Source organism: Mesorhizobium sp. WSM3866 (assembly GCF_002294795.1).
Lineage (GTDB): Bacteria > Pseudomonadota > Alphaproteobacteria > Rhizobiales > Rhizobiaceae > Mesorhizobium.
This window is the reverse complement of sequence record NZ_NSGC01000001.1, coordinates 658,067-683,902: the sequence shown is the minus strand read 5'-3', so window position 1 is coordinate 683,902 and position 25,836 is coordinate 658,067. Positions and strand designations below refer to the sequence as shown.

The window sequence follows — 25,836 nt, the reverse complement described above, 5'->3', positions numbered from 1 at the left end:
GTGGTTTCGACAATTCAATCGCAAGAGGCACGGCTTCGCACCTTTTACGTTTACGTCAATTCTATACCGACAGCCGGCACCTGACGCAAGGGCGTTGTCGGAAACACTCCTTTATGCCGCACTCGGATGCCATTGGGGCGGGCGGGTTAGGATTATGCGCCACTTCTTAAGCTTGGTTAACGCCTTGTTTACCACGTTGGGCGAAATGTGCGCATGTCGGTCACCCGTGTTTATCCTGTAGCGAATTTTTCACGGTTTTCGAAGCGTGGGTGAGAAACCCGGGAAGCCCGTCTTCCTCCGCAGCAAAACCGCGCGGACGCCTTCGTCCCGGCAGACTCTGGGAAACCGGTCTCAGCCGGTCATTCTGAACACGGGCGCATCGATGAACAGCAAGCGGTCCTATCTCGATACACTCAACGCCGGTAGGCAGCGCCGGTCGCAGACCTCGCTGGAGGATCTGAGCCGCTCGCTCGAAACGCTGGAGCAGCGGCTGGAGCGGACGCGCAGCGACACGCCCGAGCGCCCCGATCCGCGGCGGCCGGCCCCCGAGCCGCGCTATGCGGCCGCGCAACCTTATGGTTCGCCCCGCTGGTACGAGGAACCCTACACCACGCAGAGGGACCAAAATCGCGGACCGCAAAACCGCGGGCCGCAGAACCCGGCGGCCGCAGCTTCCGACTTCGGCCCCAATTATCAGGCCATTGCCCGCGACATCGACCGGGTGCGCGGACAGGAAGACGGCGTCGCGATGGTTGGCAAGATCGCGGTCGAATTGCGCGGACTGCGCGAGGAGTTGCGCCATCAGATGACCGCCGGCCTGCAGCGCGAATTCGACGCGCTGCGTCAGGATATCGATCGCGCCATGCAGGCGGCGAGCCAGCATGGTGCCCCCGCCGACAAGAACAGCGCCGAGCTCGGCCTCGAGTTCGAACGGCTTTCCGGCGCCATCCACACGCTTGCCGAAAAAAGCGACGATCGCAGCGTCAACCTGCTGCGGCTGGAGTTGGAGCAGGTCAAGGCGGCGCTCGACACGCTGGCGCGCGAGGAAAGCGTGCGGGCCGTCGACCAAAGCGTGCAGGCCGTCGACCGCCGCTGGGACGATTTCGATCGCCGCTGGAGCGCCTTCGAGGATCGCGTCGACGCCGACCAGCGCCAGCGCGCCGAGGGTCCCAACCTTTCGGCGCTGACCGACCGCCTCGAACAGATCAGCAGCGCGGTCAACAACCTGCCGCAATCGCTGTCGCTCGCCTCGCTGGAGGAAAAGGTGCGCACCCTCGCCGGAGCGGTCGACCGTTTCGCCAGCCAGCAAACGATGCGCGGCGGCGAGACGCTTGCCATGATCGACGAGCGGCTGGACGAGATCTCGCGCGCCATCGTCGCCTCGACGGTGGCCGCGCAGGCCAATGCCTTCGATCCGGAAACCTTCGGGCGAATCGAGAAACGGATCGCCTCGCTGGCGGAGCAGATCGAGGAGGTCGCGCAGTCGCGTCCCGGCGCCGAGGTCATCGACCGCCTCAACCTTCTGTCCAGCCGTGTGGACGAGCTCGCCGGGCGCGCCCATCTGCCGGAGCAGGCGATGGAGCGTCTCGGCAAGCAGATTGCTTTGATCACCGACAAGATAGACCGCGCGCCGGCGATGCCCGACGCCGACCACATCTTCCAGGGCCTGGAGCAGCGCTTCGACGCGCTGTCCACGCTGCTCGAGCGCCGCCAGGGCGATGCCATCGAGCAGAGCAACCTGCTGTTCCGCGACCTCGAGCGGCGGCTGGACGAAGTCGCCGACAGGCTCGACCAGCGCATGCGGCAGGACGACGGCGCTGGCATCATGGAGGCGATCGACGCCCGCTTCACCGCGCTTGCCAAGCGCATCGAGACGCGCGCGCCCGATCCCGCCAACGAGATGGCGATCCGTGGCCTGGAAAGCCGGCTCGAGGACATCTCCAGCCGGCTGGAATCCTCCGCCGCGCAGGTCGCCGGCATTGATCCGGCACTGATCCGCAGCCTTGAGTCGCAGGTGACCGCCCTTTCGGCGCATCTTTCGAAGCCGAGCGCACCGCTTCCCGATTTCGAGGACATCAGCCCCCGCCTCGACGAGATCGAGAAGTCGCTGGCCGGCACGCGCGATTCCATCCTCACCGTCGCGCGCGAGGCTGCGGAGAACGCCGTGCGGTCGCTGGGCGAATCGAGTTCCGGCACGGCTGCTTCCAACGCAGCCGCCGTGAGCGGGCTCGCGCAGGACCTGAAGACGCTCGAAGCGCTCACCCGCCGTTCCGACGAGCGCAATTCGCGCACGTTCGAGGCGATCCACGACACGCTGCTCAAGATCGTCGACCGGCTCGGCTCGCTGGAGGCCGAAGGTCCCAGTGAAGCGGTCAGCGAACTGATCGACCCGCAGCCGGGCGGCAAGCGGGCCGCCCGCACCGGCAAGATCGCCGTCCAGGACGCGCCGTCGATGGATATCGACCAGCCGCTGCCACTGACCGGAGACATCGCCGATCTCGATGCGCGCGCCGCCTCCATCCTGCGCCACGATCCGGTTTCGCGAAACGAGCCGGCTGCACCGGGCGAACCTGTTACGCGTAGCGAACCTGTTACGCGTGGCGAATCTGTTACGCGTGGCGAACCTGTAATGCGCGGCGAAGCTGCCGCTCGCACGCCCGCCGAGGCCGCGGCCGCCGCCGCAATGGCTGCGCTCGGATCAGACGAAATTGGCGAGAAGGCTGAGACCACCGGCCGCAAGAAGTCGATGTTCAGCGGACTGGCGCGTGCCTTCAAGGGCAAGAAGAACGAGGACACGCCGCCGCTTGCCGGCTCGGCACCGGCCGGCGACGTTCCGACCGTCGACATCGACGAACCGCTCGATCCGAGAGCCGCCAACCGGCCGCTCGAACCTGGTTCCGGCGCGCCGGACCTCAACGCCATCATGAAGCGCGTGCGCGACGAGCGCGGCGGTCAGCCGGCCAAGCGCAGCGAGACAGATGCCGCCAAATCCGATTTCATCGCGGCCGCCCGCCGCGCGGCGCAGGCCGCCGCCGCGGAAGCCGACGCGCTGAAGCGGCAGTCGACGATGACCGGCCCGGTGAAGGCGCTCAGAATCGGCGATCTGCTCAAGGCGCGGCGCAAGCCGATCCTGATGGCGGCGGCCGCGATCATGATGGCACTGGCCGGCCTGCAGCTCGGCAAGGCATTCTTCTCCGACCCCGCGCCGGTCGCCAGCAACGACGTCGCGCCGATCGTCTCCACCCAATCGGTCGAAACCGCCTCGCTCGATGTCAGCACGCCCAAGCCCGACACGGGCACTGCGAAGCCCGAGAGCGCGCCGGCGCGTGCCGTCAGGCAGGCCGAGCCGTCGAAGGACGATCCAACGCCACAGGCCGACTTTCAGCCATCCGCACCCGAAATGCCCGCGGCCGCGGCGCCAGCCGAACCGGCGCCTGCTCCGGCGACTCCGTCCGCGCCAGCCCGGCCCGCGCCGATGGCTTCGGCGACACCCTCGGAGCCAGTCTCTCCGGCTGCGAACGGGCCTGCCATGGACACGGACGGCGACGCGCAGCCCACCATCGGCGCGCCGGCGAGCACAGCAATGCCCGGTGCCGCCGCAGCCGGTGCTTCCTCGGCCGGCACACCGGCAACCACGTCCGCCGATACCACGGGCACCGTCCCGCCGGGCGGCGGCCAGACGGCAAGTTCGGCCGCCAAGATCGATGTCCCGGCCGATATCGGTCCGGTGGCGCTGCACGACGCGGCCGCAGGCGGTGACGCCAAGGCGCTGTTCGAGATCGGCTCGCGCTACGCGGAATCGCGCGGCGTCAAGGAAGACATGGCGGCGGCCGCCAAATGGTATGAGAAATCCGCCGAACTGGGCTTCGCACCGGCCGAATACCGCATCGGCAATTTTTACGAGAAGGGCATCGGCGTCGCGCGCGACATCAAGAAAGCCAAGACCTATTACCAACTCGCGGCGGAACAGGGCAACGCCAGCGCCATGCACAATCTGGCGGTTCTGTTCGCCATGGCGGCGGACGGCGTGACCGACAATGAGTCGGCGGCGCACTGGTTCCAGGAGGCGGCCGACCTCGGCGTCAAGGACAGCCAGTTCAATCTCGGCATCCTTTCGGCCAAGGGCGTCGGCATGAAGCAGAACCTGGAGGAATCCTACAAATGGTTCGCTCTCGTCGCCAAGACCGGCGACAAGGACGCTGCGGCCAAACGCGACGAGATCGCCAATGCGCTCAGGCCCGAGCAGCTCGAGCGGGCGCGCGCCGCCACGGACCTGTGGAAGGCAAAGCCGCTCAACGCAGCCAGCAACTCGGCCGACATTCCGGAATCCTGGCAGGACAGCACGCCGCAGACCACCGCCGGCATCGACATGAAGAAGGCGGTGAAGAACATCCAGCTGATCCTCAATAAGAACGGTTATGATGCCGGCGGCGCCGACGGCGTGATGGGCGACAAGACCAAGAACGCGATCATTGCCTTTCAGACCGACAACAAGATGAAGCCGACCGGCGAGATCGATGCGCCGCTCGTCAAGGCGCTGCTTGCGCACAAATAACGGCAGGCGCGTCGCTTCCGCGACGGCTTGCCACAGATTTGCCTGTTAACTGATTGAGACGGTTTTCGTTTCGGCGCGGCGGTGGGTTTCCTGTCGGGCATGTTCGGGGTCGGCGGCGGCTTCCTGATCACGCCGCTCCTGATCTTCTACAACATCCCCCCGGCGATCGCGGTGGCCACGGGGGCCAACCAGGTCATAGCCTCCTCCTTCTCCGGCGCGCTGTCGCACTTCAAGCGCGGCACGCTCGACTTCAAGCTCGGCGGAGTGCTTCTGGCCGGCGGCATTGTCGGCTCGACCGCCGGCATCTATGTCTTTGCGCTGCTGCGCCGGCTCGGCCAATTGGACCTCTTCATTTCGCTGCTCTACGTCGCGCTGCTCGGCACCGTTGGCGGGCTGATGCTGGTCGAGAGCGTCAACGCGCTGCGCGCCTCGCGCAGCGGCGCGGCGCCGGTGCTGAAGAAATCCGGCCAGCACAACTGGATCCACCGGCTGCCGTTCAAGATGCGCTTCCGCGCCTCGAAGCTGTTCGTCAGTATCATCCCGGTGCTCGGCCTCGGCGCGGCAATCGGCTTCCTGTCGTCGATCATGGGCGTCGGCGGCGGCTTCATCATGGTGCCGGCGCTGATCTACCTGCTCAAGGTGCCGACCAACGTCGTTATCGGCACCTCGCTGTTCCAGATCATCTTCACCTCGGCCTACACCACGCTGGTGCATGCCACGACGAACCAGACGGTCGACGTGATCCTGGCCTTCCTGCTGATGGCGGGCGGCGTTGCCGGCGCGCAATATGGCGCCAAGGCGGGCCAGCGGCTGCGGGGCGAGCAGTTGCGGGCGCTTCTGGCGCTGTTGGTTCTGGCCGTCGCCATCCGTCTGGCCATCGACCTCTTCGTGACGCCTCCCAATCGCTATTCGCTCGCGGGCCTGACCTGATGGGGCCGTTGAGAGCGTTCGCAGCCGCCATCCTGTCGCTCGCTGCCGCAGCACTGCCGGCGGCGGCACAGACGCCGGCGACGGAAAGCATCCAGATCGGCCTGTCGACCGACGCCATTTCGATTACCGCCGGGTTTTCCGGCGCTGACCTCACCATTTTCGGCTCGCTCGAAAATCCCGATCCGCTGATCGCGCGCCAGGGACGCTACGATGTCATCGTCGTGCTGGAGGGTCCCGCCCGCCCCGTCGTCGTGCGCCGCAAGGACAGGGTGCTCGGCGTCTGGATCAATCTGGAATCGGAGACTTTCGAGAACGTGCCGGTATCCTACTCGGTGGCGACGACCCGCCCGCTGCAGGACATCACCGAGCCGAACAGCTACAAGCAGCTGTCGCTCGGCGCTTCGAACCTCTACATGCAACCGGCCGAGCCCAGCGACAGCCCGATCACGATCGAGGAATTCACCTCGGCACTTCGCGAGCGCAAGACGGCGACCGGCCTTTACAGCGAGAATGTCGGGGGCGTCCAGTTCCTGTCGCAGAACCTGTTCCGCGCCACCGTCCGGCTCGCGCCCAACATCCCGGTCGGCACCCATAAGGCACGCGCCTTCCTGTTCAAGAGCGGCATGTTCGTGAAGGAGAGCTCGGCCCAGCTCGAAATCCGCAAGTCCGGTTTCGAACAGTCGATCTTCCGCGTCGCGCACGACTATTCCTTCCTCTACGGCGTGTTCGCCGTGTCCCTTGCCATGCTCACCGGCTGGCTCGGACGCATCGTTTTCCGCAAGGATTGACGTTTTTCGCGCGAATGAGGGTTCCCCTGTTCCCGGATTTGGGATAAGTCGCCGCCTCCCAACTCGGGGACAAGCACACATTCAATTCGGCAGAGCGGTCCGGCGACCGGGTGACGGCGCGTTTTTCGACGCCGGCGATGCGCTGCGACGAAACCAATGACAGGAGGCTGCTATGCATCCAGCATTCGGCGGCATCGATTTCGGCACGTCCAATTCCACAGTGGGCGTGATCCGCAACGGCCGGGCGCAACTGGTGGCGCTGGAGGGCGAACAGCCCACTTTGCCGAGCGCCGTCTTCTTCAACTTCGAGGACGGCCACACCTATTTCGGCCGCCGCGCAATCGCCGACTACACCGACAGCGTGGAGGGCCGGCTGATGCGCTCGCTGAAAAGCGTTCTCGGCAGCTCGCTCGCCAACGAGAAGACGCGCATCAAGGCGCGCCTGATCGGCTTCACCGACATCATCGGTTTATTCATCAGCCATTTGAAGAAGCGGCTGGAAGAGGATGCCGGCGGCCCGGTCGAACGCGTCGTGCTCGGCCGCCCCGTGCAGTTCGTCGATGACGATGCCGACGCCGACGCCAAAGCGCAAAGCGAGCTTGAAAAGGCAGCGCGCGCGCAGGGCTTCAAGCACATCGCCTTCCAGTTCGAGCCGATCGCGGCCGCACTCGACTACGAACAGAATGTCGCCCGCGAAGAGCTGGCGCTGATCGTCGACATGGGCGGCGGCACCTCCGACTTCTCGATCGTGCGCGTCTCGCCGGAGCGCGCCCGCTCGGACGACCGCAAGGGCGACATATTGGCCAATCGCGGCATCCATATCGGCGGCACGGATTTCGACCGGCTGCTTAGCATCGCCCATATCATGCCCGAGCTCGGCTATCTGACCCCGACCAAGGACGGCAAGCGCAATCTGCCGGCAAGTTATTTCATCGACCTCGCCACCTGGCAGCGCATCAATCTCATTTACACCGCGAAGGCGATGTCGGATTTGAAGCAGATCCGCTTCGAAGCCGAGCGCGCCGATCTCGTCGACCGCTTCATCCACATTGTCGAGCATCGTTACGGCCATGCGATGGCCGGCCTGGTCGAACGGGCCAAGATCGCGCTGACAGAACATTCCTGGGCCGAGGTGAAGGTGTCGCTGCCCGGCGTACGCTTCGCGGCCGGGATCACGCGCGCCGGCCTGGAAGAGACGATCGGCGGCGATATCGAACGGGTGGCCGCGACGGTCAGGCAAACGATTGCCGACGCAGGCGTTCCCGCTTCGGCCATCACCGCTGTGTTCCTCACCGGCGGTTCGACGGCGATCCCGCTGGCAAAGCGGCGGATCCTTTCGCTGGTGCCGCAGGCCTCGGTTATCGAAGGCGATATGTTCGGCTCGGTCGGGCTTGGGCTCGCGCTTGATGCGCGGCGCAAATTCGCCTGACGCTTCCTTGCTCTAGCCCCTCCCCGTTGACGACGCGTTCTGCTTGCCGGTGAGATGCGCCTTGAGCGCCATTTGCGCGAGGCTCGCCTGCCGGTCGCGATGGGTAATCATGGCGAAATCGCGTTTCGGCAGAATGACCGGCACGGATCGCAAGCTGCCTTCCGCCAGCGAACGCGCAATGACGAGCTCGGAAATTATAGTCGCGCCGGCACCAGCCTCCACCGCCTGACGCACAGCCTCGTTGCTGGGCAGAACAAGAAAGATCTGCAACTCCGCCGGCGGAACCCCTTCACTGCGCGCAAAATCCTCCAGCGCCTCGCGCGTGCCCGACCCGCCCTCCCTGATGATCCAGCGCAACGACCTGATGTCGAGGTTTCCAGCCGGCGTCGTCGGAAGCTCGGGATGTGAGCCCGCCACGACCAGCATGGGGCGATCCTCATCGACCGTGGCGCGCCGCAATATGTCGGACTCGGTGCGGCCCTCGACCAGCCCGAAATCGGCCCGGCCGTCCAGCACATTGGTCTCGACCTGCCGCGTGTTGCCGATGGTGACGCTCAGGCGCACCGCCGGATAGGCTTCGTGGAAGGATGCCAGGCGCCTCGGCAGCCAGTAGCTGGCGATGGTCTGGCTGGCCGATATCGACAGGCTGCCGGTGATGGTCTGGGAAACATGCTCCAGCACGTCGTGGGCAGCCGCTGCCCGTTCCAGAACAGCCTTGGCTTCGGGCAGGAAGCGGTGGCCGGTCTGCGCGAGCTCGATGTTGCGGCCGACCCGGTTGAACAGCCGCACGCCATGATGGCTTTCGAGCGCGCGGATGGCGGCAGAGGCGGCCGATTGCGAGATGCCGAGCAGGTCGGCCGCCTTGGTCATGTGGCCATGCTCGGCGACGGCGACGAAGATGCGAAGCTGATCGAGGGTCATGGCCAACTAAGAAGGAAAATCGATCGGAATTACAAGAGCGGCTTGTTAGACAGATCAATCGCTTTGTTCTAACTTTTTACCCGAGCTTGGAAAAAATTGGCCGTTCTGCCGCCAAGGTTGGAAATGATCGGGCGCTTCAAATCCCTTTTCGCGCATTGGAGCCGCCAGCTGAAGCGGCAGCTCGCCGGCGACCGCTACCATCCTGAGCTGCATTATATGCGCGGGCCCGGTCCGAAGACGAAGGCCAAGATGGCAAGCGGCAAGAGCGTTCGCGGATCATGAGCCTAGCTGAACCACGCGGCGCAAACTCCGCGCCCTCGCAGCGGCCGCTGGCCGACAGCCAGGCGCCTGACGAAGGCGACGGCGTCGAGACCTCGCCGAGCGTGTCCGACCGCATCGCCAAAACCACCTGCTACATGTGCGCCTGCCGCTGCGGCATCGACGTCCACATCAAGGACGGCAAGGTGCGCTACATCAACGGCAACAAAGACCACCCGGTGAACCGGGGTGTGATCTGCGGCAAGGGCAGCGCCGGCATCATGCAGCATTACAGCCCGGCGCGGCTGAGGAAGCCGCTGCTGCGCACAGGGCCTCGTGACTCCGGCGAGTTTCGCGAGATCGAATGGGACGAAGCGCTCACCATCGCCACCGAGCGGCTGTCGGCGGTCCGCCGCACCGATCCGAGAAAGCTTGCCTTTTTCACCGGGCGCGACCAGTCGCAGTCGCTGACCGGCTGGTGGGCGAGCCAGTTCGGTACGCCCAACTTCGCCGCCCATGGCGGCTTCTGCTCGGTCAACATGGCGGCCGGTGGGCTCTACACGATCGGCGGCTCGTTCTGGGAGTTCGGCGAGCCCGACTGGGACAACACAAAATACTTCATGCTGTTCGGCGTCGCCGAGGATCATGATTCCAATCCGATCAAGATCGGCCTCGGCAAGCTCAAGGCGCGCGGCGCCAAGGTGCTGTCGATCAACCCTTGCCGCACCGGCTACAACGCGATTGCCGATGACTGGATCGGCATACGACCCGGCACGGACGGACTGTTCGTGCTGGCGCTCGTCCATGAGTTGCTCAAGGCCGGCAGCATAGATCTCGACTATCTGCTGCGCTACACCAACGCGCCGGTGCTTGTCGTACAGGAGCCCGGTTCCGCCGATGACGGATTGTTCATGCGCGATGATGACGGCAACCTGTTGGCTTGGGACAGGGTGGCGAAGGCGCCCGTCAATGCCGCCGATCCGGATGCCAAACCAGCACTGACCGGCAGCTACACGGTCAATGGCCGCCGCTGCGCACCGGTATTTCAGCTGATCGCCGACCGATACCTGCACGAAAGCCATTCGCCGGAGGCGGTGGCGGAGCGCTGCGGGGTCGGCGCCGACACCATCCGACGGATCGCGGCGGAGCTGGCGCATATCGCCTTCGAGCAGGCGATCGAGCTGCCGGTCGCCTGGACCGATTGGGCCGGCCGTCGGCACGAGACGATGAAGGGCCGGCCGGTGTCGATGCATGCCATGCGCGGCATCTCGGCCCATTCCAACGGCTTTCATACTTGCCGCGCCATCCACCTGCTGCAGGTTCTGCTCGGCACGGTGGACGTGCCCGGCGGCTTCCGCTTCAAGCCGCCCTATCCGCGTTGCGCGCCGCCGGGGCCAAAGCCCGCAGGCAAGAACGTCCGCCCGATGACGCCGCTGGAGGGTATGCCGCTCGGCTTCGTCTCAGGGCCCGACGATCTGCTCGTCGACGAGGTCGGCACACCGATCCGCATCGACAAGGCCTATTCCTGGGAGGCGCCGCTTGCGGCCCACGGCCTGATGCACAGCGTCATCCGCAATGCCTGGGCCGGCGATCCTTATCCGATCGACACGCTGATGATGTATATGTCGAACATGGCCTGGAACTCCTCGATGAATACCGTCGAGACGGTTCGTATGCTCACCGACAAGGACGAGGCGGGCGACTACAAGATCCCCTTCATCATTTATTCCGACGCCTATTATTCCGAGACGGTGCCGTTCGCCGACCTGGTGCTGCCCGACACGACCTATCTCGAGCGGCACGACTGCATCAGCCTGCTCGACCGGCCGATCAGCCATGCCGACGGGCCGGGCGATGCCATCCGTCACCCGGTGGTGCAGCCGGACCGGGATGTCCGGCCGTTCCAGTCGGTGCTGATCGAGCTCGGTGCGCGGCTCGGCCTGCCTGGTTTCGCCAACGAAGACGGTTCGGCGAAATACCGCGACTATGCCGACTACATCGTCAACCACGAGCGCACGCCCGGCATCGGCCCGCTTGCCGGCTGGCGCGGTAAGAACGGCGACGCGATCGGCAAAGGCGAGGTGAACCCGGACCAGTTGCAGCGCTACATCGACAATGGCGGTTTCTGGCACCACGAGTTCGCCGACGACCAGCGCTATTACAAGATGGGCAACCGCGCCTATCTCGACTTTGCCGTGCAGATGGGATTCATCTCCAAGGCCGATCCGATCATCTTCCAGCTCTATTCGGAGCCGATGCAGCGCTTTCGCCTCGCCGCGCGCGGTCATGGCAAGGTGCAGCCGCCGGAGGCCGAGCGCGACCGGATCGAAGCCTATATGGACCCGCTGCCGTTCTGGTACGCGTCCTTCGAGGACGACGCCGTCGATCTCCAGAAATATCCGCTGCATGCGCTGACGCAGCGGCCGATGCATATGTACCATTCCTGGGGCTCGCAGAATGCGTGGCTGAGACAAATCACCAGCCAGAACCGGCTGTTCGTGCACCGGCGGACGGCAGCGAGGCTTGGGCTGGCCGACGACGACTGGGTGTGGATCGAAAGCATCAACGGCCGCGTGAAGGGTCAGATCAAGCTGATCGACGGCGTCAACCCGGACACTGTCTGGACCTGGAACGCTATCGGCAAGCGGCGCGGCAGCTGGGGGCTGAAGGACGACGCCGCAGAGAGCAATCGCGGCTTCTTGCTCAATCACATCATCGGCGACCAGACCGCGGCTACCGTCAACGACAAGCGCTATTCGAACTCCGACCCCGTCACCGGACAGGCGGCATGGTTCGACGTGCGCGTGCGTATCGCCAAATGCGCGGCGGAAGAGGCCGGCTTCGCCGAGCCGCAATTCGAGCGCTTGCGGCAGCCGCCAAATTTCGAGCCGTCACCGGATGTGCTTCGCTTCGGCGATGGATTCCGCATAAAAAGGGAAGCCGCCGAATGACCTGCCTTCCCGCCCAAACCGAGAAGAAGCTCGGCCTCGTCATCGACCTCGACACCTGCGTCGGCTGCCAGGCCTGCGTCACCGCTTGCAAGGAATGGAACACCGGCGGACACATGGCGCCGCTGACCGACATCGATCCGTATGGCGGGCGTGTCGACGGCGTCTGGTTCAACCGCGTGCACAGCTATGAGCACACGACCGAACAAGGCGGCCGCACGGTGAACTTCCCGCGCTCCTGCCTGCATTGCGAGCAGCCAGCCTGCGTCACCGTCTGTCCGACCGGCGCCTCCTACAAGCGCGCCTCCGATGGGATCGTGCTGGTCGACGAGGACAAGTGCATCGGCTGCAAGCTGTGCAGCTGGGCCTGTCCCTATGGCGCGCGCGAATTCGATACGGATGTCGGCGTGATGAAGAAATGCACGCTCTGTGTGGACCGCATCTACAACGACAATCTGGCGACAGAGGACCGCGTGCCGGCCTGCGTCGCCGCCTGCCCGACCAGCGCTCGGCATTTCGGCGATCTGGGCGATCCCGCCTCGGCAATCTCGCACCTGGTAGAAGAGCGTGGCGGCGTCGAGTTGATGCCCGAGCTTGGCTACAAGCCGACCAACAAATACCTGCCCCCGCGTGCCCGCACCGAGCGCGCGGCGAAGGTGGACGCGCCGGCGCTGGAACCGATCCGGGCCGACGGAGGCTTCCTCGGCTGGATCGACCGCATGCTTTCGAACTGAATTCGCCCAGCCATGCATCCCGCCTATTCCGTCGTGTTCTTCACCACCGCCACCGGGGCTGGCTACGGCCTGCTGGCGCTGCTCGGCGTCCTTGGCGGGCTGGGATTCATCGCACCCGATTTCTCGCTCGGGCTCGTCGGCATGGCGCTTTCGCTTGGCTTGATCGTGGCCGGCCTGCTCTCCTCGACCGGCCATCTCGGCCGCCCTGAACGCGCCTGGCGCGCCTTCTCTCAATGGCGAAGCTCCTGGCTGTCGCGCGAAGGGGTCGCCTCGGTCGCGACCTTCATCCCGGCCGGGCTGTTCGGCATTGGCTGGGTGCTGATGGGCAAAAGCGGCGGTTGGGTGGCCATCGTTGGCCTGCTGGCTGCCGCCGGCGGCGTCGTGACAGTCTGTACGACCGGAATGATCTATGCCTCGCTGAAACCGATCGCGCAGTGGCACAGCCGTTATACTTTGCCGGCTTATCTTATCTTCTCGGTAATGACGGGTGGCTTGCTGCTCAACGGCCTGCTGCGAAGCTTCGGCACCGGATCAACCTTGGTTCTGGCCGGCGCGCTGCTTGCCACGCTCGCCGGGTGGGGCTGGAAGCTTGCGACCTGGCACTACAACGACAAGCTGGAAATCCCGACCACGGGCAACACGGCGACCGGCCTCGCCGGCGGCACTGTGCGGTCCATCGAATGGCCGCACACCGAAGAAAACTACCTGCTCAAGGAGATGGGTTTTCGCATTGCGCGCAAGCATAGCGCGAAGCTGAGGCGAATCACGCAGGTGCTGGCCTTCGCCGTGCCGGCCATCTTGCTCGTGATCGCCTTCGCCTTGCCATGGCCTTTCGCAGCAGCCGCATCACTGCTTGCAGCGCTTATGCAATTCGTGGGCATGCTGGTCGAACGCTGGCTGTTCTTCGCCGAGGCAAAGCACACCGTCACGCTCTATTACGGCAGATGAAGCCGCTTCAGCCCGGCCGCAGCATCGAGCCGGAAATGGCAAAGATGCGCTCCGCACCCAGCATGTAGGCAACAAGCGTTTCCAGGCGGAACAGTCCGGCATAGGCGCGGTCGAGCACGTTGAGCGAGCCGGTATAGGCGCCGAAGGCCGGCATGATCATGCGGCCGCCGTCACCGGCGAAGCAGCGCCGCCTGACCGAGCGGCCGCGCTGGACGATGCGGGCGCAGGGATGCAGATGGCCGGCGATCTCGCCTTCCACCCGCAGCTTGGATGGTTCATGGCGGAAGACAAGCGAACCGATCGCGAGTTCCCTCACCGTCTCGCCAGGCAGGTCGGCGGGAGCATCCGGATCATGGTTGCCGGCAACCCAGAACCAGTCGCGGCCGGCTATCATCGCCTCCAGCCGCTCGCGGAAGCTTAGATGCATGCGCTCGGCGCCGCCGCCGTCGTGGAAGGAGTCGCCAAGGCTGACAACGATCCGCGGACCGTAGTCGGCGATCACGGCCTGCAGGCGCAGCAAGGTCGCACCTGTGTCATAAGGCGGGATCAGCGCGCCGCGCCTGGCGAAGGACGAGCCCTTTTCGAGATGCAGGTCGGCGACCGCAAGCAGCCGCAGATCGGGGAAATAGAGCACGCCGCGCCGGTCGCAAACCGCGCGTTCGCCGGCGATGCCGACAAAGTCGGCCTCGGCGATCAGCGTTGCGCGCGACAGCGAAAAATTCATCCCCTCTTGCCTTCTCTCAGTCGGCCATCTCCGGCCCCATGGCCTCTTCAACGAGGGTGGCGGCATCCATCAACAGCGTTTCATCCGCCTCGCCATGCACCGGCATCTTGCCGATTTCGAGCATGATCGGCACGGCTAGCGGCGATATCTGTTCCAGGTCCTTATGCACGATTCGACCGCGGATGCGCGAGAGCATCTCGGCAAGTCTGCTGACATCGAGCAATCCGGTCGCTGCATCGGCACGCGTCGCCTGGAGCAGGATGTGGTCGGGCTCGTGGCTGCGCAGCACGTCATAGATCAGGTCTGTCGAGACGGTGACCTGGCGGCCGCTTTTCTCCTTGCCGGGATGACGTTTCTCGATCAGTCCGGAGATCAGCGCGCAGTTGCGGAAGGTGCGCTTGAGCAGCCAACTGTCGGCAAACCATGCCTCGAGATCGTCACCGAGCATGTCCTGATCGAAGAGCGCAGCCAGCGATGGTTTTTTGTTTTTGAACATCCAGCCCATGTCGGCCAGCGACCAAATAGCCAACGCATAGTCGGTGGCAACAAACCCGACCGGTTTGGCGCCCGCTCGATCCAGGCGGCGCGTCAGCAGCATGCCCAGCGTCTGATGCGCGAGCCTGCCTTCGAATGGATAGGCTACGAGATAGTGCCGGTTTCCGCGTGGAAAGGTCTCGATCAGCAGATCGTCCCGTTTCGGCAGGACGGATTTATCGGCCTGAAACCGCAGCCAATCGGCCACCTGCTCGGGCAGCTTCTTCCAGCGCTGCGGATCGTCGAGCATGGCGCGCACCTGCTCGGCGAGATAAGTCGAAAGCGGGAATTTGCCGCCGCCATAGTAGGGGACCTTTGCTTCGCTTCCGGGAGCATTCGACACGAAGCACTCATTGTCGCGGATACCCTCGAAGCGCAGAACCCTTCCGGCGAACATGAAAGTGTCGCCATAGGTCAAGGTCTCGAGAAACGCTTCCTCGATCTTTCCCAAGACTCTGCCGCCGCGCGAGGCCGCGCCCTTGCTTCCAGCCTGGACGTAACGAACGTTGAGGGCCGGCACTTCGATGATGGTCCCGACATTGAGCCGGTACTGTTGCGCCACGCGGGGATTGGATACTCGCCACAAGCCTTCCTTGGTTTGGCGGATACGGGCGTAGCGCTCGTAGTTTCTCAGCGCGTATCCGCCGGTGGCGACGAAGTCGATGACCCGGTCGAATGTCGGGCGGTCTAGGCTGACATAGGGCGCAGCCGATCTCACCTCGTCAAACAGCGCGTCGGCGTGGAACGGGGCACCGCAGGCGCAGCCGAGCACATGCTGCGCCAGCACGTCGAGCCCGCCATTGACCAAAGGCGGCGTGTCCTGCGCGCCGAGATAGTTGGCGTCGAGCGCGGCACGGCATTCAAGCACCTCAAACCGGTTGGCCGGGATCAGGATCGCCTTCGATGGCTCATCCATGCGGTGGTTGGCGCGGCCGATGCGCTGTGCCAGGCGGCTTGCCCCCTTCGGCGCGCCGACATGCACGACCAGATCGACATCGCCCCAGTCGATGCCCAGGTCCAATGTCGAGGTGGCGACGATAGCGCGCAAGGCGTTTTCACCCATCGCCTTCTCGACCCGCCGCCGCTGGGCGACGTCGAGCGAGCCGTGATGCAAGGCGATCGGCAACGTGTCGTCGTTGACGCGCCACAGCTCCTGAAACAGCAGCTCGGCCTGGCTGCGCGTGTTGACAAAGAGCAGCGTCGTCTTGTGCCGCTTGACCTCGCGATAGATCTCCGGAGTGGCGTAGCGGGCGGAATGGCCAGCCCATGGCACCCGCTCTTCGGAATCGAGAATGGAGATGTCGGGCTTGGCACCGCCTGTGACGACGATCAACTCGGACATGGCCTCAGGGGAAGCCTGGCTGACCAGCCAGCGCCGCAACTCATCCGGCTCGGCGACCGTAGCCGACAGGCCGATGGTCTGCAGCTCAGGGACGAAGGTGCGCAGCCGCGCCAGGCCTAGCGCCAAAAGATGCCCGCGCTTCGAGGTGACGAGCGAATGCAATTCGTCGAGGACGACATAACGCAAATCCTCGAAGAAGCGCCTGGCGTCGGCCGAGGCAATCAGAAGCGCGAGCTGTTCGGGGGTGGTGAGCAGGATGTCGGGCGGCGCGAGCTTCTGCCGCTGGCGCTTGTGCGAGGGCGTGTCGCCGGTACGGGTCTCGATGGTCACCGGCAGTCCGATCTCCTCGACCGGCTTGCCGAGATTGCGCTCGATGTCGACGGCCAGCGCCTTGAGCGGCGAGATGTAGAGCGTGTGGATGCCACGATGCGCCCCACCGGGCTTGCGGCGCGGACGCCTGGCGAGCTCGGTAAGCGAGGGCAGGAATCCGGCCAGGGTCTTGCCGGCGCCGGTCGGCGCGATCAGCAGCGCCGATTGGCCGGCTTGAGCCTTCGCCAGCAGTTCGAGCTGGTGGGCGCGCGGCGACCAGCCTTTTGCAGCGAACCATTTTACGAACGGCTCGGGGAGAAGGACGGCGACATTCTGTTCGGCGAGGCGCGGCTGCTCTGTCACGCGCAAAGAGGTAGCGCGCTGGCAAGCGATCGCCAAGGAAAATCGGAACAAAAGGGGATCATTCTTCCCCTCTCCCCGTGTGGGAGAAGGTGGCCCGGCGCGCGGCGCCGAGACTAATGAGGGTGATCCAGCTTGGCGCTACTTACCCCTCATCCAGATTGCCAGCCGACTTGCGAAGAGCAAATCGGGGCAATCCGACTTCTCTCCCATGGGGAGATTAGGGCGCGCTAAGGCCTGCGGAACCCGGTCGGGCCGCCATAGAGATAGCCGATCCGCTCGACGGCCTCCTTCAGCCCTTCGCGCGAGACCAGCATCGTGTGGCCATTGGCGTGGATCATGTCCTTCGCGTCGGTCATGATCGCGACGTGGCCCTTCCAGAAGACGAGGTCGCCGCGCTGCAGCCCGGAATACTCAGGGCCTGGCTCGAGCGGCGTCCCGATCGATGCCGCCTGCATGTCGGAGTCGCGCAGCACATCCTTGCCGGCCATGCGCATCGACAGTTGCACGAGGCCGGAGCAGTCGATGCCGAAGCCGGAGACGCCGCCCCAGAGGTATGGCGTGCCGAGGAAGCTTTCGGCGACCGTCACAAAGTCGTCTGCAACCTCGGCGAGCGGCCGCAGATGGCGGGCAATGACGGCCTGGCCGGATGGCAGCAGCGCGTAGTGCGTGCCGCGCGTTTCGGCGGAACCCGTCACCGTCACCGCGGAGCCCATCGACAGTTGCCCGCCGATCGGGAAGCGCAGGTCCGGTCCGGGATAGAGGAAGGTGCGCGGCACGGAGACGATGTGGGTGGGCGCATGCTCACGTGCGCCGAGTACATTGTCGGCGGCATAGCCGACATAGCCGTCGCGCTCGGCCTGCACCCAGGCCCAGCCTTCCGCAACCTCGAAGACCAGCACGTCGTCGCCGAACAGCGCCTGCGTGTTGATGCCGGCATCGGGGCGCGGCGCCTTGCGCAGGTCGGCGACGGCGGTAGTGATCCGCGCCGGGCGGCCGGCGACAAAGCGATCGGCGGCGACTTCCCCCTTCAGCCTGGCATCGGCGAGATCGGAACGAAAGGCGTGAAGGCGGGCATCCCTGGCGGTCAAATCGGTAGTCCAGTCAAATGAGTTTATCGGTCAGACAGACGAGTTGTCGGTCAGATGGGCAGCTCATGCGCCTTTGCGACGATACCATCGCCGAAGCGCTCGACAAAGAGCGCGCCCTCCACCGTGCGCCGGATCAGCACATTGCGCTTGTCGAGCTCGTCGCGGTGGCGCGAAACCAGCTTCAGCGCGCCCATCGTGTCGAGCGCGCGGGTAATGACCGGCTTGGTGACGTTGAGCCTCGCGGCCAGCCCGCGCACCGTATGCGGCGGCGGATCGAGGTAGATGGTGAGCAGGATGGCGGTCTGGCGCATGGTGAGGTCGGGCGCGTCGTCGCGCACCTGCGACAGCAATACCTGCTGCCACAGTCGCAAGGCCTGGCTCGGGCGCATCGAGATCGACATTTGCCAAGCATGACGGCAAATTGTTTCGCTTCCGTTTCAGTCCGCGGCGGCTTTTGCCAGTTTTCTCGTCACACTCGCCCGAAGCGCTTCGAGATCACTCGCTCCAGCGCGCGAATGCCTTGCGCCTCGCCCCCGGTCAGGCCGTGCGGGCGGTCATTCGGGTTCCAGGCAAAAATGTCGAAATGCGCCCATCCGGGCGTCTTCTCGACAAAGCGCTTGAGGAAGAGCGCCGCCGTGATCGATCCGGCGAAGCCGTCCGTCGTGACATTGTTGACGTCGGCGATCTTCGAGGAAAGCTTCGCGTCATAGGGACGCCACAGCGGCATGCGCCACAGCGGATCCTCGACAGCAAGCGAAGCCGCAGCCAGGTCGGACGCCAGTGCCTCGTCGCCGGTATAGAAGGGCGGCAGATCGGGGCCGAGCGCAACACGGGCCGCTCCGGTCAAGGTCGCCATGTCGAACAGCAGGGCCGGCCTTTCCTCGTCGGCAAGCGCCAGAGCGTCGGCCAGCACTAGCCGGCCTTCAGCATCGGTGTTGCCGATCTCCACCGTTATCCCCTTGCGACTTCTCAGCACGTCGCCAGGCCGGAAGGCATTGCCGGCGATCGAATTCTCGACCGCAGGGATCAGCACGCGCAGCCGCACATTCCGTTTCGCCGCCATGATCATCGAGGCGAGACCCAGCACGTTGGCGGCGCCGCCCATGTCCTTCTTCATCAGCAGCATGCCCGACGACGGCTTGATGTCGAGGCCGCCGGTGTCGAAGCAGACGCCCTTGCCGACCAGCGTCACCTTCGGCGCGTCGCTCGGGCCCCAGGTCATGTCAATCAGCCTCGGCGCGCCGGCCGAGGCGCGGCCGACGGCATGGATCATCGGAAAATTCCGCGCCAGGAGATCGTCACCCTTGACGACGGAGACGTCGGCGCCGTGCCCGGCTGCCAATGCCCGGACAGCCTCCTCGAACTCATCCGGCCCCATGTCGCTCGTCGGCGTGTTGACGAGATCGCGCGTCAGGAAAATAGCCTCGGCGGTGCGGCGCACATGCGCGCCGTCGGCGCCCGACGGCAGCGCGAAGCGCAACGCCCTGCCGGGTTTCTTGCCGTAGCGGGTGAAGGCGTAGCCGCCGAGGACGACGGCCAGCGCCGCAAGATCGGGCGCTGGCAGATCCTGGGCGAAATGCCATTCACCCTCGGGCAGCGCCCGCGCCAGGGCGCCCACGGCAAGCTGGCTCTCGCCGTCGCCGGTGCCGAACAGCGCGCCGGCGAGACCTCCACCTTCGGCCGGCAGAACGAGCGTGCGGCCCGCCTCGCCGGAAAAGCCGTTGGCCCGTGCCCAAGCGATGACGGAAGGGGAAAGGCCAGTGCCGTCGAGGCCATCCTTTCCCACCAGGTAGACTGGCAAGGCTGCTTCCGGTTTCTGGTCAATAAGTTCGACAGGCATTCGATGGTCTCCGGCCGGCACGGCGAGTCGGCTTCTTAACGATCCGTTAGGGTTAACAGAATATTTCTGTGGGAGGGAAGACGGCCAGCTTAATGGCCGCGCAGGAATGGAGATAGGCGCCGATGCCGATCAAAGCGTTGACCTTCACAAGCAAGCGTCTGGTCACCACGGCATTGATGGCGGTGCTGGCGGCCAGCGTGGCCGGCTGCGGCAGTACCAGCAAGTTCACGACCGGCTCCATTTCCCGCTCCGACAACCGGCCCCTGGAAACGATGTCGGCCAGCGAACTGCACAGTGCCACGACCAGGCTCGGCGAATCCTACGCCCGGAACCCGAATGACAAACGCATCGCCACCAACTATGCCGCGGCGCTGCAGATGGATGGCGACGCCGACCAGTCGCTGGCGGTGATGCGCAAGCTCGCGATAGCCTACCCCAAGGACCGCGACGTGCTCGCCGCCTACGGCAAGGCGCTTGCCGCCAACGGGCAGTTCGAGCAGGCGCTCGATGCGGTGCGCCGCGCGCAGACGCCGGAATATCCGGACTGGCGCCTGGTTTCGGCTGAAGCCGCCATCCTTGACCAGATGGGGCAGCGGGACGAGGCACGTCAGGACTACCGGAAGGCGCTCGAGCTCAAGCCGAACGAACCCTCGATCCTTTCCAATCTCGGCATGTCCTATGTGCTGGAGGGGGATCTGCGCACCGCCGAGACCTATATGCGCTCGGCCGCGCAGCAACCCAACGCCGACAGCCGGGTGCGGCAGAACCTGGCGCTGGTCGTCGGCCTGCAGGGTCGTTTCGACGAGGCCGAAAAGATCGCCTCGCAGGAGCTTTCGCCGGAGCAGGCGCAGGCCAATATCGCCTATCTGCGTCAGATGCTTGCGCAGCAGAATGCCTGGAGCCAACTCAAGGATCAGGACAAGGGCAAGGCGAAGGTCGCGACCAACTGACTGCCCGGCACCTACAGAGGTCATCGTTCTACGGAAACCGCGAGTTGCTCTAGCTGTTTGTTTTTTCCGCAATTCCGGACGGAAAACCGTTACACACTTTTCCTGGAATTGCTTCAAGGCTGGGCCAGACAGCAAAGCCGCGCGGCGCCTGCCACGCGGCTTCTGTCATGACTTCGATGGCTTCGCCTATTGGCTGCTGGAATTGTGCTGATCGCCAAAGATGCCGCGCTGGCTGACCTGGATGCCGGCCGGCCCTAGAATGATGGCGAACAGAACCGGCAGGAAGAAGAGGATCATCGGCACGGTGAGCTTCGGCGGCAGTGCTGCGGCCTTCTTTTCGGCCGCATTCATACGCATGTCGCGGCTTTCTGAGGCGAGCACGCGCAGCGCATGCGCCACCGGCGTGCCGTAGCGCTCCGCCTGGACCAGGGCCTGGGTCACCGCCTTCACGGAATCCAGGCCGGTGCGGCTTGCCAGGTTCTCGTAAGCGACCCTGCGGTCCTGCAGATAGGAGAGCTCGGCATTGGTGAGCACGAATTCCTCGGCGAGGGCGACGGACTGAGTACCGATCTCGTCGGCGACCTTGCGAAGCGCTGCTTCCACCGACATGCCGGATTCGACGCAGATCAGCATCAGGTCGAGCGCGTCCGGCCACGCCAGTTGGATCGACTGCTTGCGCTTGGTGGCGCGGTTGTTGACGTAGAGGATCGGCGCATAGAAGCCGCCATAGGCTACAAGAATGCAGACGAACAGCTTGATGAAGGCAGGCTGCTGCGCCAGACCGCCGAGAAGGAACAGGTAGATCGCCGCGAGCGCGAATCCGACAAAGGGCAGGATCAGACGAAAGAACAGGAAGCGCGTCAGCGGATTCTGGCCGCGGAAGCCTGCAACTTTCAACTTCTGCAGCGTGCCTTCGTCGGCAAGTGCGCGCTTGAGATCCAGCCGTTCGACGATGTTGCGCATGCCGATCGACTGTTCCTCGCGCAAACCCTTGCGGCGGCGATCGGCTTCATTGGCGAGCCGCTGACGCTGCTTGGCGCGCAGCTCATCACGCTCGAGCGCCACGGTTTTCATGCGCGCCTTGAGCTGATTGCCGCCAAGCGCAGGCATGAGCGTGAAGACGGTCGCAAAAACCGCGATGCCGACCAGGAGCGCGATAAGAAACGAAGGATCGGTTAGCGTCTTGACGACCTGGTCTGTCATTGGATCCGCGTCCCTACACTTCGAAGTTCATCATCTTGCGCATCACCAGGATGCCGATCGACATCCAGACGCCGGAGCAGCCGAGGATCAGATTGCCGACGCTGGTGGTGAATAGCGGCATGATGTAGTTCGGACTTGTCAGATAGACGAGAAAGGCGACGACGAACGGCAGGGCGCCGATGATGACGGCGGATGCCTTTGCTTCCATCGACAGCGCCTGTACCTTGGCCTTCATCTTCTTGCGGTCGCGCAGCACGCGCGAAAGGTTGCCCAGCGCTTCGGAGAGATTGCCGCCGGCCTGCGACTGGATCTGGATGACGATGCCGAAGAAGCCGGCCTCGGTGCATGGCATGGTCTCGGACATGCGCATCGTGGCATCGGGGATCGACATACCCATCTGCTGGGAATCGACGATACGGCGGAATTCGGAGCGGACCGGCTCCGGGGATTCATTGGCGATCAGGCGGATCGCGTCGTTGAGCGGCAGACCAGACTTCACCGCACGCACGATGATGTCGAGGGCATTCGGGAATTCCTCCAGGAAGGCCTTCACCCGGCGCGCGCGACGAAACGAGACGAACCAGCGCGGCAGGCCGAGGGCTCCGGCCAAGAGAGCGCCGGGCAGGACCAGCAACGGCGCGCCGGCAAGAAAGGCGAGGATCGTAAGCACGATGCCGCAGATCACCGAGTAGATATAGAAGCGCTCGAGGGAGACGGTCATGCCGGCCTGGCGGATCTGGGCCCTCAGCGGCGGTTTCTTGACGTTGCGGTCATTGGTTTTCTGCTTTTCGTCGAGCTGCTTGAGCGAATCCTGAAGCGTCTTGCGCCGTCTGACCGCTTCCGCGGCGCGGTCGCGCGTAGCCTTCACCACCGATCGGTCGGTCTCGGCCGTCTTGATCGTTTCAAGGCGCTTGCCGGCCTGCTTCTCGTTATCGATGCGCTTGAACAGGAAGGCATAGGCTATCGCGCCGGCGCTGAGGCCCGCGAGCACGACGAAAGCCAGAACCGTGGTGTCAATTCCGAACATCGACCGGGGCCCCTACACCTCCAGATGCACCAGAGCGGTTCAGCTTTTTACAAAAGCGCTGACCCGCTCTAAGTATTTGTTTTTACGCAATTCCGGACGGAAAACCGCTACGCACTTTTCCTGGAATTGCTCTAGTCAGCGCGTTTCTCCATGGCCTCGAGCGCGTTGGCGAGGCGCTGCTCCTCGCCATAGTAGCGGGCACGATCCCAGAAATGCGGCCGGCCGATGCCGGTGGAGACATGCTCGCCGATCAGACGGCCGCTCGCGTCCTCGCCCTTGATGTTGTAGAGGACGAGGTCCTGGGTGATGATGACGTCGCCTTCCATGCCGATCACCTCGGTGATGTGGGTGATGCGGCGCGAGCCGTCGCGCAGACGAGCCGCCTGGATGATCACGTCCACCGAGCCGACGACGATCTCGCGCACCGTCCTCTGCGGCAGTGAATAACCGCCCATGGCGATCATCGATTCAATACGGTTCAGGCATTCGCGCGGGCTGTTGGAGTGGATCGTTCCCATCGAGCCGTCATGGCCGGTGTTCATCGCCTGCAGAAGGTCGAACACTTCCGGTCCGCGCACCTCGCCGACGATGATCCGTTCGGGCCGCATGCGCAGGCAGTTCTTGACGAGATCGCGCATGGTCACCTCGCCCTCGCCTTCGAGATTGGGCGGCCTGGTTTCGAGACGCACCACGTGCGGCTGCTGCAGCTGCAGCTCGGCCGAGTCCTCGCAGGTGATGACCCGCTCCTCGCGATCGATGTAGTTGGTCAGGCAGTTGAGCAGCGTCGTTTTGCCCGAGCCGGTACCGCCCGAGATGACGACGTTGCAGCGGACGCGGCCGATGATCTTCAGGATCTCCGCGCCTTGCGGCGAGATGGCGCCGAACTTGACCAGCTGGTCGAGCGTCAGCTTGTCCTTCTTGAACTTGCGGATGGTGAGCGCGGTGCCGTCAAGCGACAGCGGCGGCGCGATCACGTTGACGCGCGAGCCGTCGGGAAGGCGCGCGTCGCAGATCGGGCTCGATTCGTCGACGCGGCGGCCGACCTGGCTGACGATGCGCTGGCAGATGTTGAGCAGTTGCTGGTTGTCGCGGAAGCGAATGCTGGTCGGTTCGACCTTGCCGTTGACTTCGATGTAGACGTTCTTTGAACCGTTGACCATGATGTCGGCGATGTCGTCGCGCGCGAGCAGCGGCTCCAGCGGCCCATAGCCGAGCACGTCGTTGCAGATATCCTCGAGCAGCTCTTCCTGCTCGGAGATCGACATCGCGAAATTCTTGATCGCGATGATGTCGTTGACGATGTCGCGGATTTCCTCGCGCGCGCTTTCCGGATCGAGCTTGGCGAGCTGCGAAAGATCGATCGTGTCGATGAGCGCGGAAAACACCTGGCTCTTGGTGTCATAGTAGGTTTCGCTGCGCTCGCGCTGGACCCTTTTCGGCGGCTCGGGCGCCATCGGCGGCGCCTCCACCGGACGGCGAACGGGGGACGCGGCGGGCGTGCTCGGCGCGGGCGCGGCCGGCCGATCGACAGCGATCGTCCCAGCCGGAGCGGGAGCGGCCGGAGGAGGTGCTGGCGGACGGAATTCGGGAGCTGCCCGGCTGCCTTCGTCTGTGCCTCTTTTACCAAACATGATCGACTACCCGATGCCGCTCAGCGAGCGTCACTTCTTGCTACGTGAAAGCTTGCCGAGGATGGCTCCAAGGCTTGCCTTCTTCTTCGCCTTGATCTCGCTGCGCCCTGTCAGCACATGCGCTATTTCGTTGATCGTGCCGACGATCGGACTCTTGGCGTCCATTTCGCCGAGCATGCGGCCGTTGTTGGCCGCGTTGCCGAACAGCAGCGGCTCGAAATTGATCACCGCCATGGGTGTGATGCCGAGCGGTTCGGAAAAATCCGATGCCGCGATCTCCGGGCGTTTCGGAACGCCCGCCTGGTTGATGATCAGCTTCGGCGGCGGGTCGTTCGGACGCAGCCGCTTCAGCATGTCGACCATATTCTTGGTGTTGCGCAGATTGGCGAGTTCTGGCGTGGCCGTGATGACGATCTCGTCGGCCTTGATCAGCGTGCTCTTGGTCCAACCGCTCCAGACGTGAGGGACGTCGAGCACGAGCAAGGGCGCGCTGCGCTGCGCCGTTTCGATGACCTGGGAGAAGGCGTCCGGATCGAAATCATAGACGCGCTCGAGCGTGGACGGTGCCGCCAGCAGCGACAAATGCTCGGCGCATTGCGCGAGCAGCCGGTCGAGATAGACCTCATCGACGCGCTCGGGCGAAAACACCGCCTCGGCGATGCCCTGCGCGGGGTCCCGGTCGAAGTTGATATTGGCGGTGCCGAAGGCGAGATCGAGATCGGCGACGACGACTTCGGACTTGAACAAGGACGACATCGCCCAGGCGACGTTGTGGGCGATCGTCGAGGAGCCGACGCCGCCCTTGGCGCCGATGAAGGCGATGGAGCGGCCGATCGGATCGGACTCGGGATCGACGAATATCGACGAGACGACGCTGACGATATCGGTCATCGAGACCGGCGCGATGACATATTCGGAAATGCCCGAACGGATAAGCTCCCGGTAGAGTCCGACATCATTGTAATGGCCGATGACCACGACCTTCGAGGTCGGATCGCAATATTCGGCGAGCTGAGCGAGCTGCTCCAGCAGCTGTTTCGGCTCGCTGCGCGATTCCAGCAGGATCAGGTTTGGCGTCGGCGCCGACTGGTAGAATTCGATCGCGGTGGCGATGCCGCCCATATGGACCTTGAGATGGGCCTTGGCCATGCGACGATCCTCGCCGGCGCGCCCGATCGGATTTGCGACGCCTTCGGTCTCGCAGAAAGCCTGGATCGAGATGCGCGGCACCGGGCGCAGCGCCTGCATGGCGGCGATGTCCTGTTGCGAAAGATCGCCGGGATCCGCAGGCGTGTCGTAGGCAAGGTTGCTCAT

Annotated in this window: 19 protein-coding genes; 8 read left to right on the top strand and 11 right to left on the bottom strand. The window is 64.6% G+C overall.

Going from position 1 to position 25,836, the window contains the following annotated elements; genetic code table 11:
• Positions 1-382 precede the first annotated feature (382 nt).
• The 4 genes from CK222_RS03230 (at position 383) to CK222_RS03215 (ending at position 7,702) form a co-directional block, all read left to right on the top strand.
• The gene (locus tag CK222_RS03230; protein WP_095799356.1) at positions 383-4,555 is read left to right on the top strand and encodes a peptidoglycan-binding protein; all 4,173 of its coding nucleotides are present in this window, start codon (positions 383-385) and stop codon (positions 4,553-4,555) included.
• A gap of 81 nt (positions 4,556-4,636) precedes the next feature.
• Positions 4,637-5,485 carry a sulfite exporter TauE/SafE family protein gene (locus CK222_RS03225; protein WP_278052572.1) on the top strand — a complete coding sequence of 283 codons (849 nt, stop codon included), beginning with the start codon at positions 4,637-4,639 and terminating at the stop codon, positions 5,483-5,485.
• Complete coding sequence (locus CK222_RS03220) at positions 5,485-6,273, top strand: TIGR02186 family protein (RefSeq protein ID WP_067322676.1); 789 nt, start codon at positions 5,485-5,487, stop codon at positions 6,271-6,273. Before CK222_RS03225 ends, CK222_RS03220 begins: the two co-directional genes overlap by 1 nt.
• 172 nt (positions 6,274-6,445) lie before the next feature.
• Complete coding sequence (locus CK222_RS03215; RefSeq protein WP_095799355.1) at positions 6,446-7,702, top strand: Hsp70 family protein; 1,257 nt, start codon at positions 6,446-6,448, stop codon at positions 7,700-7,702.
• A 12-nt stretch (positions 7,703-7,714) separates the two neighbouring features.
• Here the strand turns inward: CK222_RS03215 and CK222_RS03210 are convergent, their stop codons facing one another.
• Positions 7,715-8,623 carry a LysR substrate-binding domain-containing protein gene (locus CK222_RS03210; protein ID WP_095799354.1) on the bottom strand — a complete coding sequence of 303 codons (909 nt, stop codon included), beginning with the start codon at positions 8,621-8,623 and terminating at the stop codon, positions 7,715-7,717.
• A 54-nt stretch (positions 8,624-8,677) separates the two neighbouring features.
• The gene (locus CK222_RS32150) at positions 8,678-8,824 is read right to left on the bottom strand and encodes a hypothetical protein (protein WP_156751064.1); all 147 of its coding nucleotides are present in this window, start codon (positions 8,822-8,824) and stop codon (positions 8,678-8,680) included.
• A 77-nt stretch (positions 8,825-8,901) separates the two neighbouring features.
• On the opposite strand from CK222_RS32150, the gene CK222_RS03205 reads away from it, so the two are divergent.
• The 3 genes from CK222_RS03205 to CK222_RS03195 are packed head-to-tail and all read left to right on the top strand — an operon-like array spanning position 8,902 to position 13,511.
• Positions 8,902-11,832, top strand: a complete 2,931-nt coding sequence (locus CK222_RS03205; RefSeq protein WP_095799353.1) for a molybdopterin oxidoreductase family protein — start codon at positions 8,902-8,904, stop codon at positions 11,830-11,832.
• A complete protein-coding gene (locus CK222_RS03200; RefSeq protein WP_095799352.1) occupies positions 11,829-12,563 on the top strand; it encodes a 4Fe-4S dicluster domain-containing protein in 735 nt (244 codons plus the stop codon). The genes CK222_RS03205 and CK222_RS03200 overlap by 4 nt, the downstream gene beginning before the upstream one ends.
• Positions 12,564-12,575: 12 nt before the next feature.
• Positions 12,576-13,511, top strand: a complete 936-nt coding sequence (locus CK222_RS03195; protein ID WP_095799351.1) for a DmsC/YnfH family molybdoenzyme membrane anchor subunit — start codon at positions 12,576-12,578, stop codon at positions 13,509-13,511.
• 7 nt (positions 13,512-13,518) lie between these two features.
• Here the strand turns inward: CK222_RS03195 and pdeM are convergent, their stop codons facing one another.
• From pdeM to CK222_RS03170, 5 genes are all read right to left on the bottom strand, one after another.
• Positions 13,519-14,235, bottom strand: a complete 717-nt coding sequence (gene pdeM, locus CK222_RS03190; RefSeq protein WP_095799350.1) for a ligase-associated DNA damage response endonuclease PdeM — start codon at positions 14,233-14,235, stop codon at positions 13,519-13,521.
• Positions 14,236-14,251: 16 nt separating this feature from the next.
• Complete coding sequence (locus tag CK222_RS03185; RefSeq protein WP_095799485.1) at positions 14,252-16,783, bottom strand: ligase-associated DNA damage response DEXH box helicase; 2,532 nt, start codon at positions 16,781-16,783, stop codon at positions 14,252-14,254.
• 227 nt (positions 16,784-17,010) lie between these two features.
• The gene (locus CK222_RS03180) at positions 17,011-17,871 is read right to left on the bottom strand and encodes an NlpC/P60 family protein (protein WP_095799349.1); all 861 of its coding nucleotides are present in this window, start codon (positions 17,869-17,871) and stop codon (positions 17,011-17,013) included.
• Positions 17,872-17,921: 50 nt separating this feature from the next.
• The gene (locus CK222_RS03175; protein ID WP_066996450.1) at positions 17,922-18,272 is read right to left on the bottom strand and encodes a MarR family winged helix-turn-helix transcriptional regulator; all 351 of its coding nucleotides are present in this window, start codon (positions 18,270-18,272) and stop codon (positions 17,922-17,924) included.
• A gap of 68 nt (positions 18,273-18,340) precedes the next feature.
• On the bottom strand, positions 18,341-19,711 hold the full coding sequence (locus CK222_RS03170; protein WP_095799348.1) for a leucyl aminopeptidase family protein: 1,371 nt from the start codon (positions 19,709-19,711) through the stop codon (positions 18,341-18,343).
• A 122-nt stretch (positions 19,712-19,833) separates the two neighbouring features.
• On the opposite strand from CK222_RS03170, the gene CK222_RS03165 reads away from it, so the two are divergent.
• A complete protein-coding gene (locus CK222_RS03165; RefSeq protein ID WP_095799347.1) occupies positions 19,834-20,661 on the top strand; it encodes a tetratricopeptide repeat protein in 828 nt (275 codons plus the stop codon).
• A gap of 186 nt (positions 20,662-20,847) precedes the next feature.
• Here CK222_RS03165 and CK222_RS03160 read toward each other — a convergent pair whose 3' ends face one another.
• The 4 genes from CK222_RS03160 to CK222_RS03145 all read right to left on the bottom strand — a co-directional run bounded on the left by CK222_RS03160 (position 20,848) and on the right by CK222_RS03145 (position 25,836).
• Positions 20,848-21,864, bottom strand: coding sequence for a type II secretion system F family protein (locus tag CK222_RS03160; protein WP_066996444.1), 1,017 nt, complete (start codon positions 21,862-21,864; stop codon positions 20,848-20,850).
• A gap of 13 nt (positions 21,865-21,877) precedes the next feature.
• Positions 21,878-22,891, bottom strand: a complete 1,014-nt coding sequence (locus CK222_RS03155) for a type II secretion system F family protein (protein WP_066996441.1) — start codon at positions 22,889-22,891, stop codon at positions 21,878-21,880.
• Between the two features lie 131 nt (positions 22,892-23,022).
• Complete coding sequence (locus tag CK222_RS03150; protein ID WP_095799346.1) at positions 23,023-24,522, bottom strand: CpaF family protein; 1,500 nt, start codon at positions 24,520-24,522, stop codon at positions 23,023-23,025.
• 30 nt (positions 24,523-24,552) lie between these two features.
• Positions 24,553-25,836 (bottom strand): CpaE family protein, encoded by a 1,284-nt coding sequence (locus CK222_RS03145; protein ID WP_176477565.1) that lies wholly within the window; start codon positions 25,834-25,836, stop codon positions 24,553-24,555.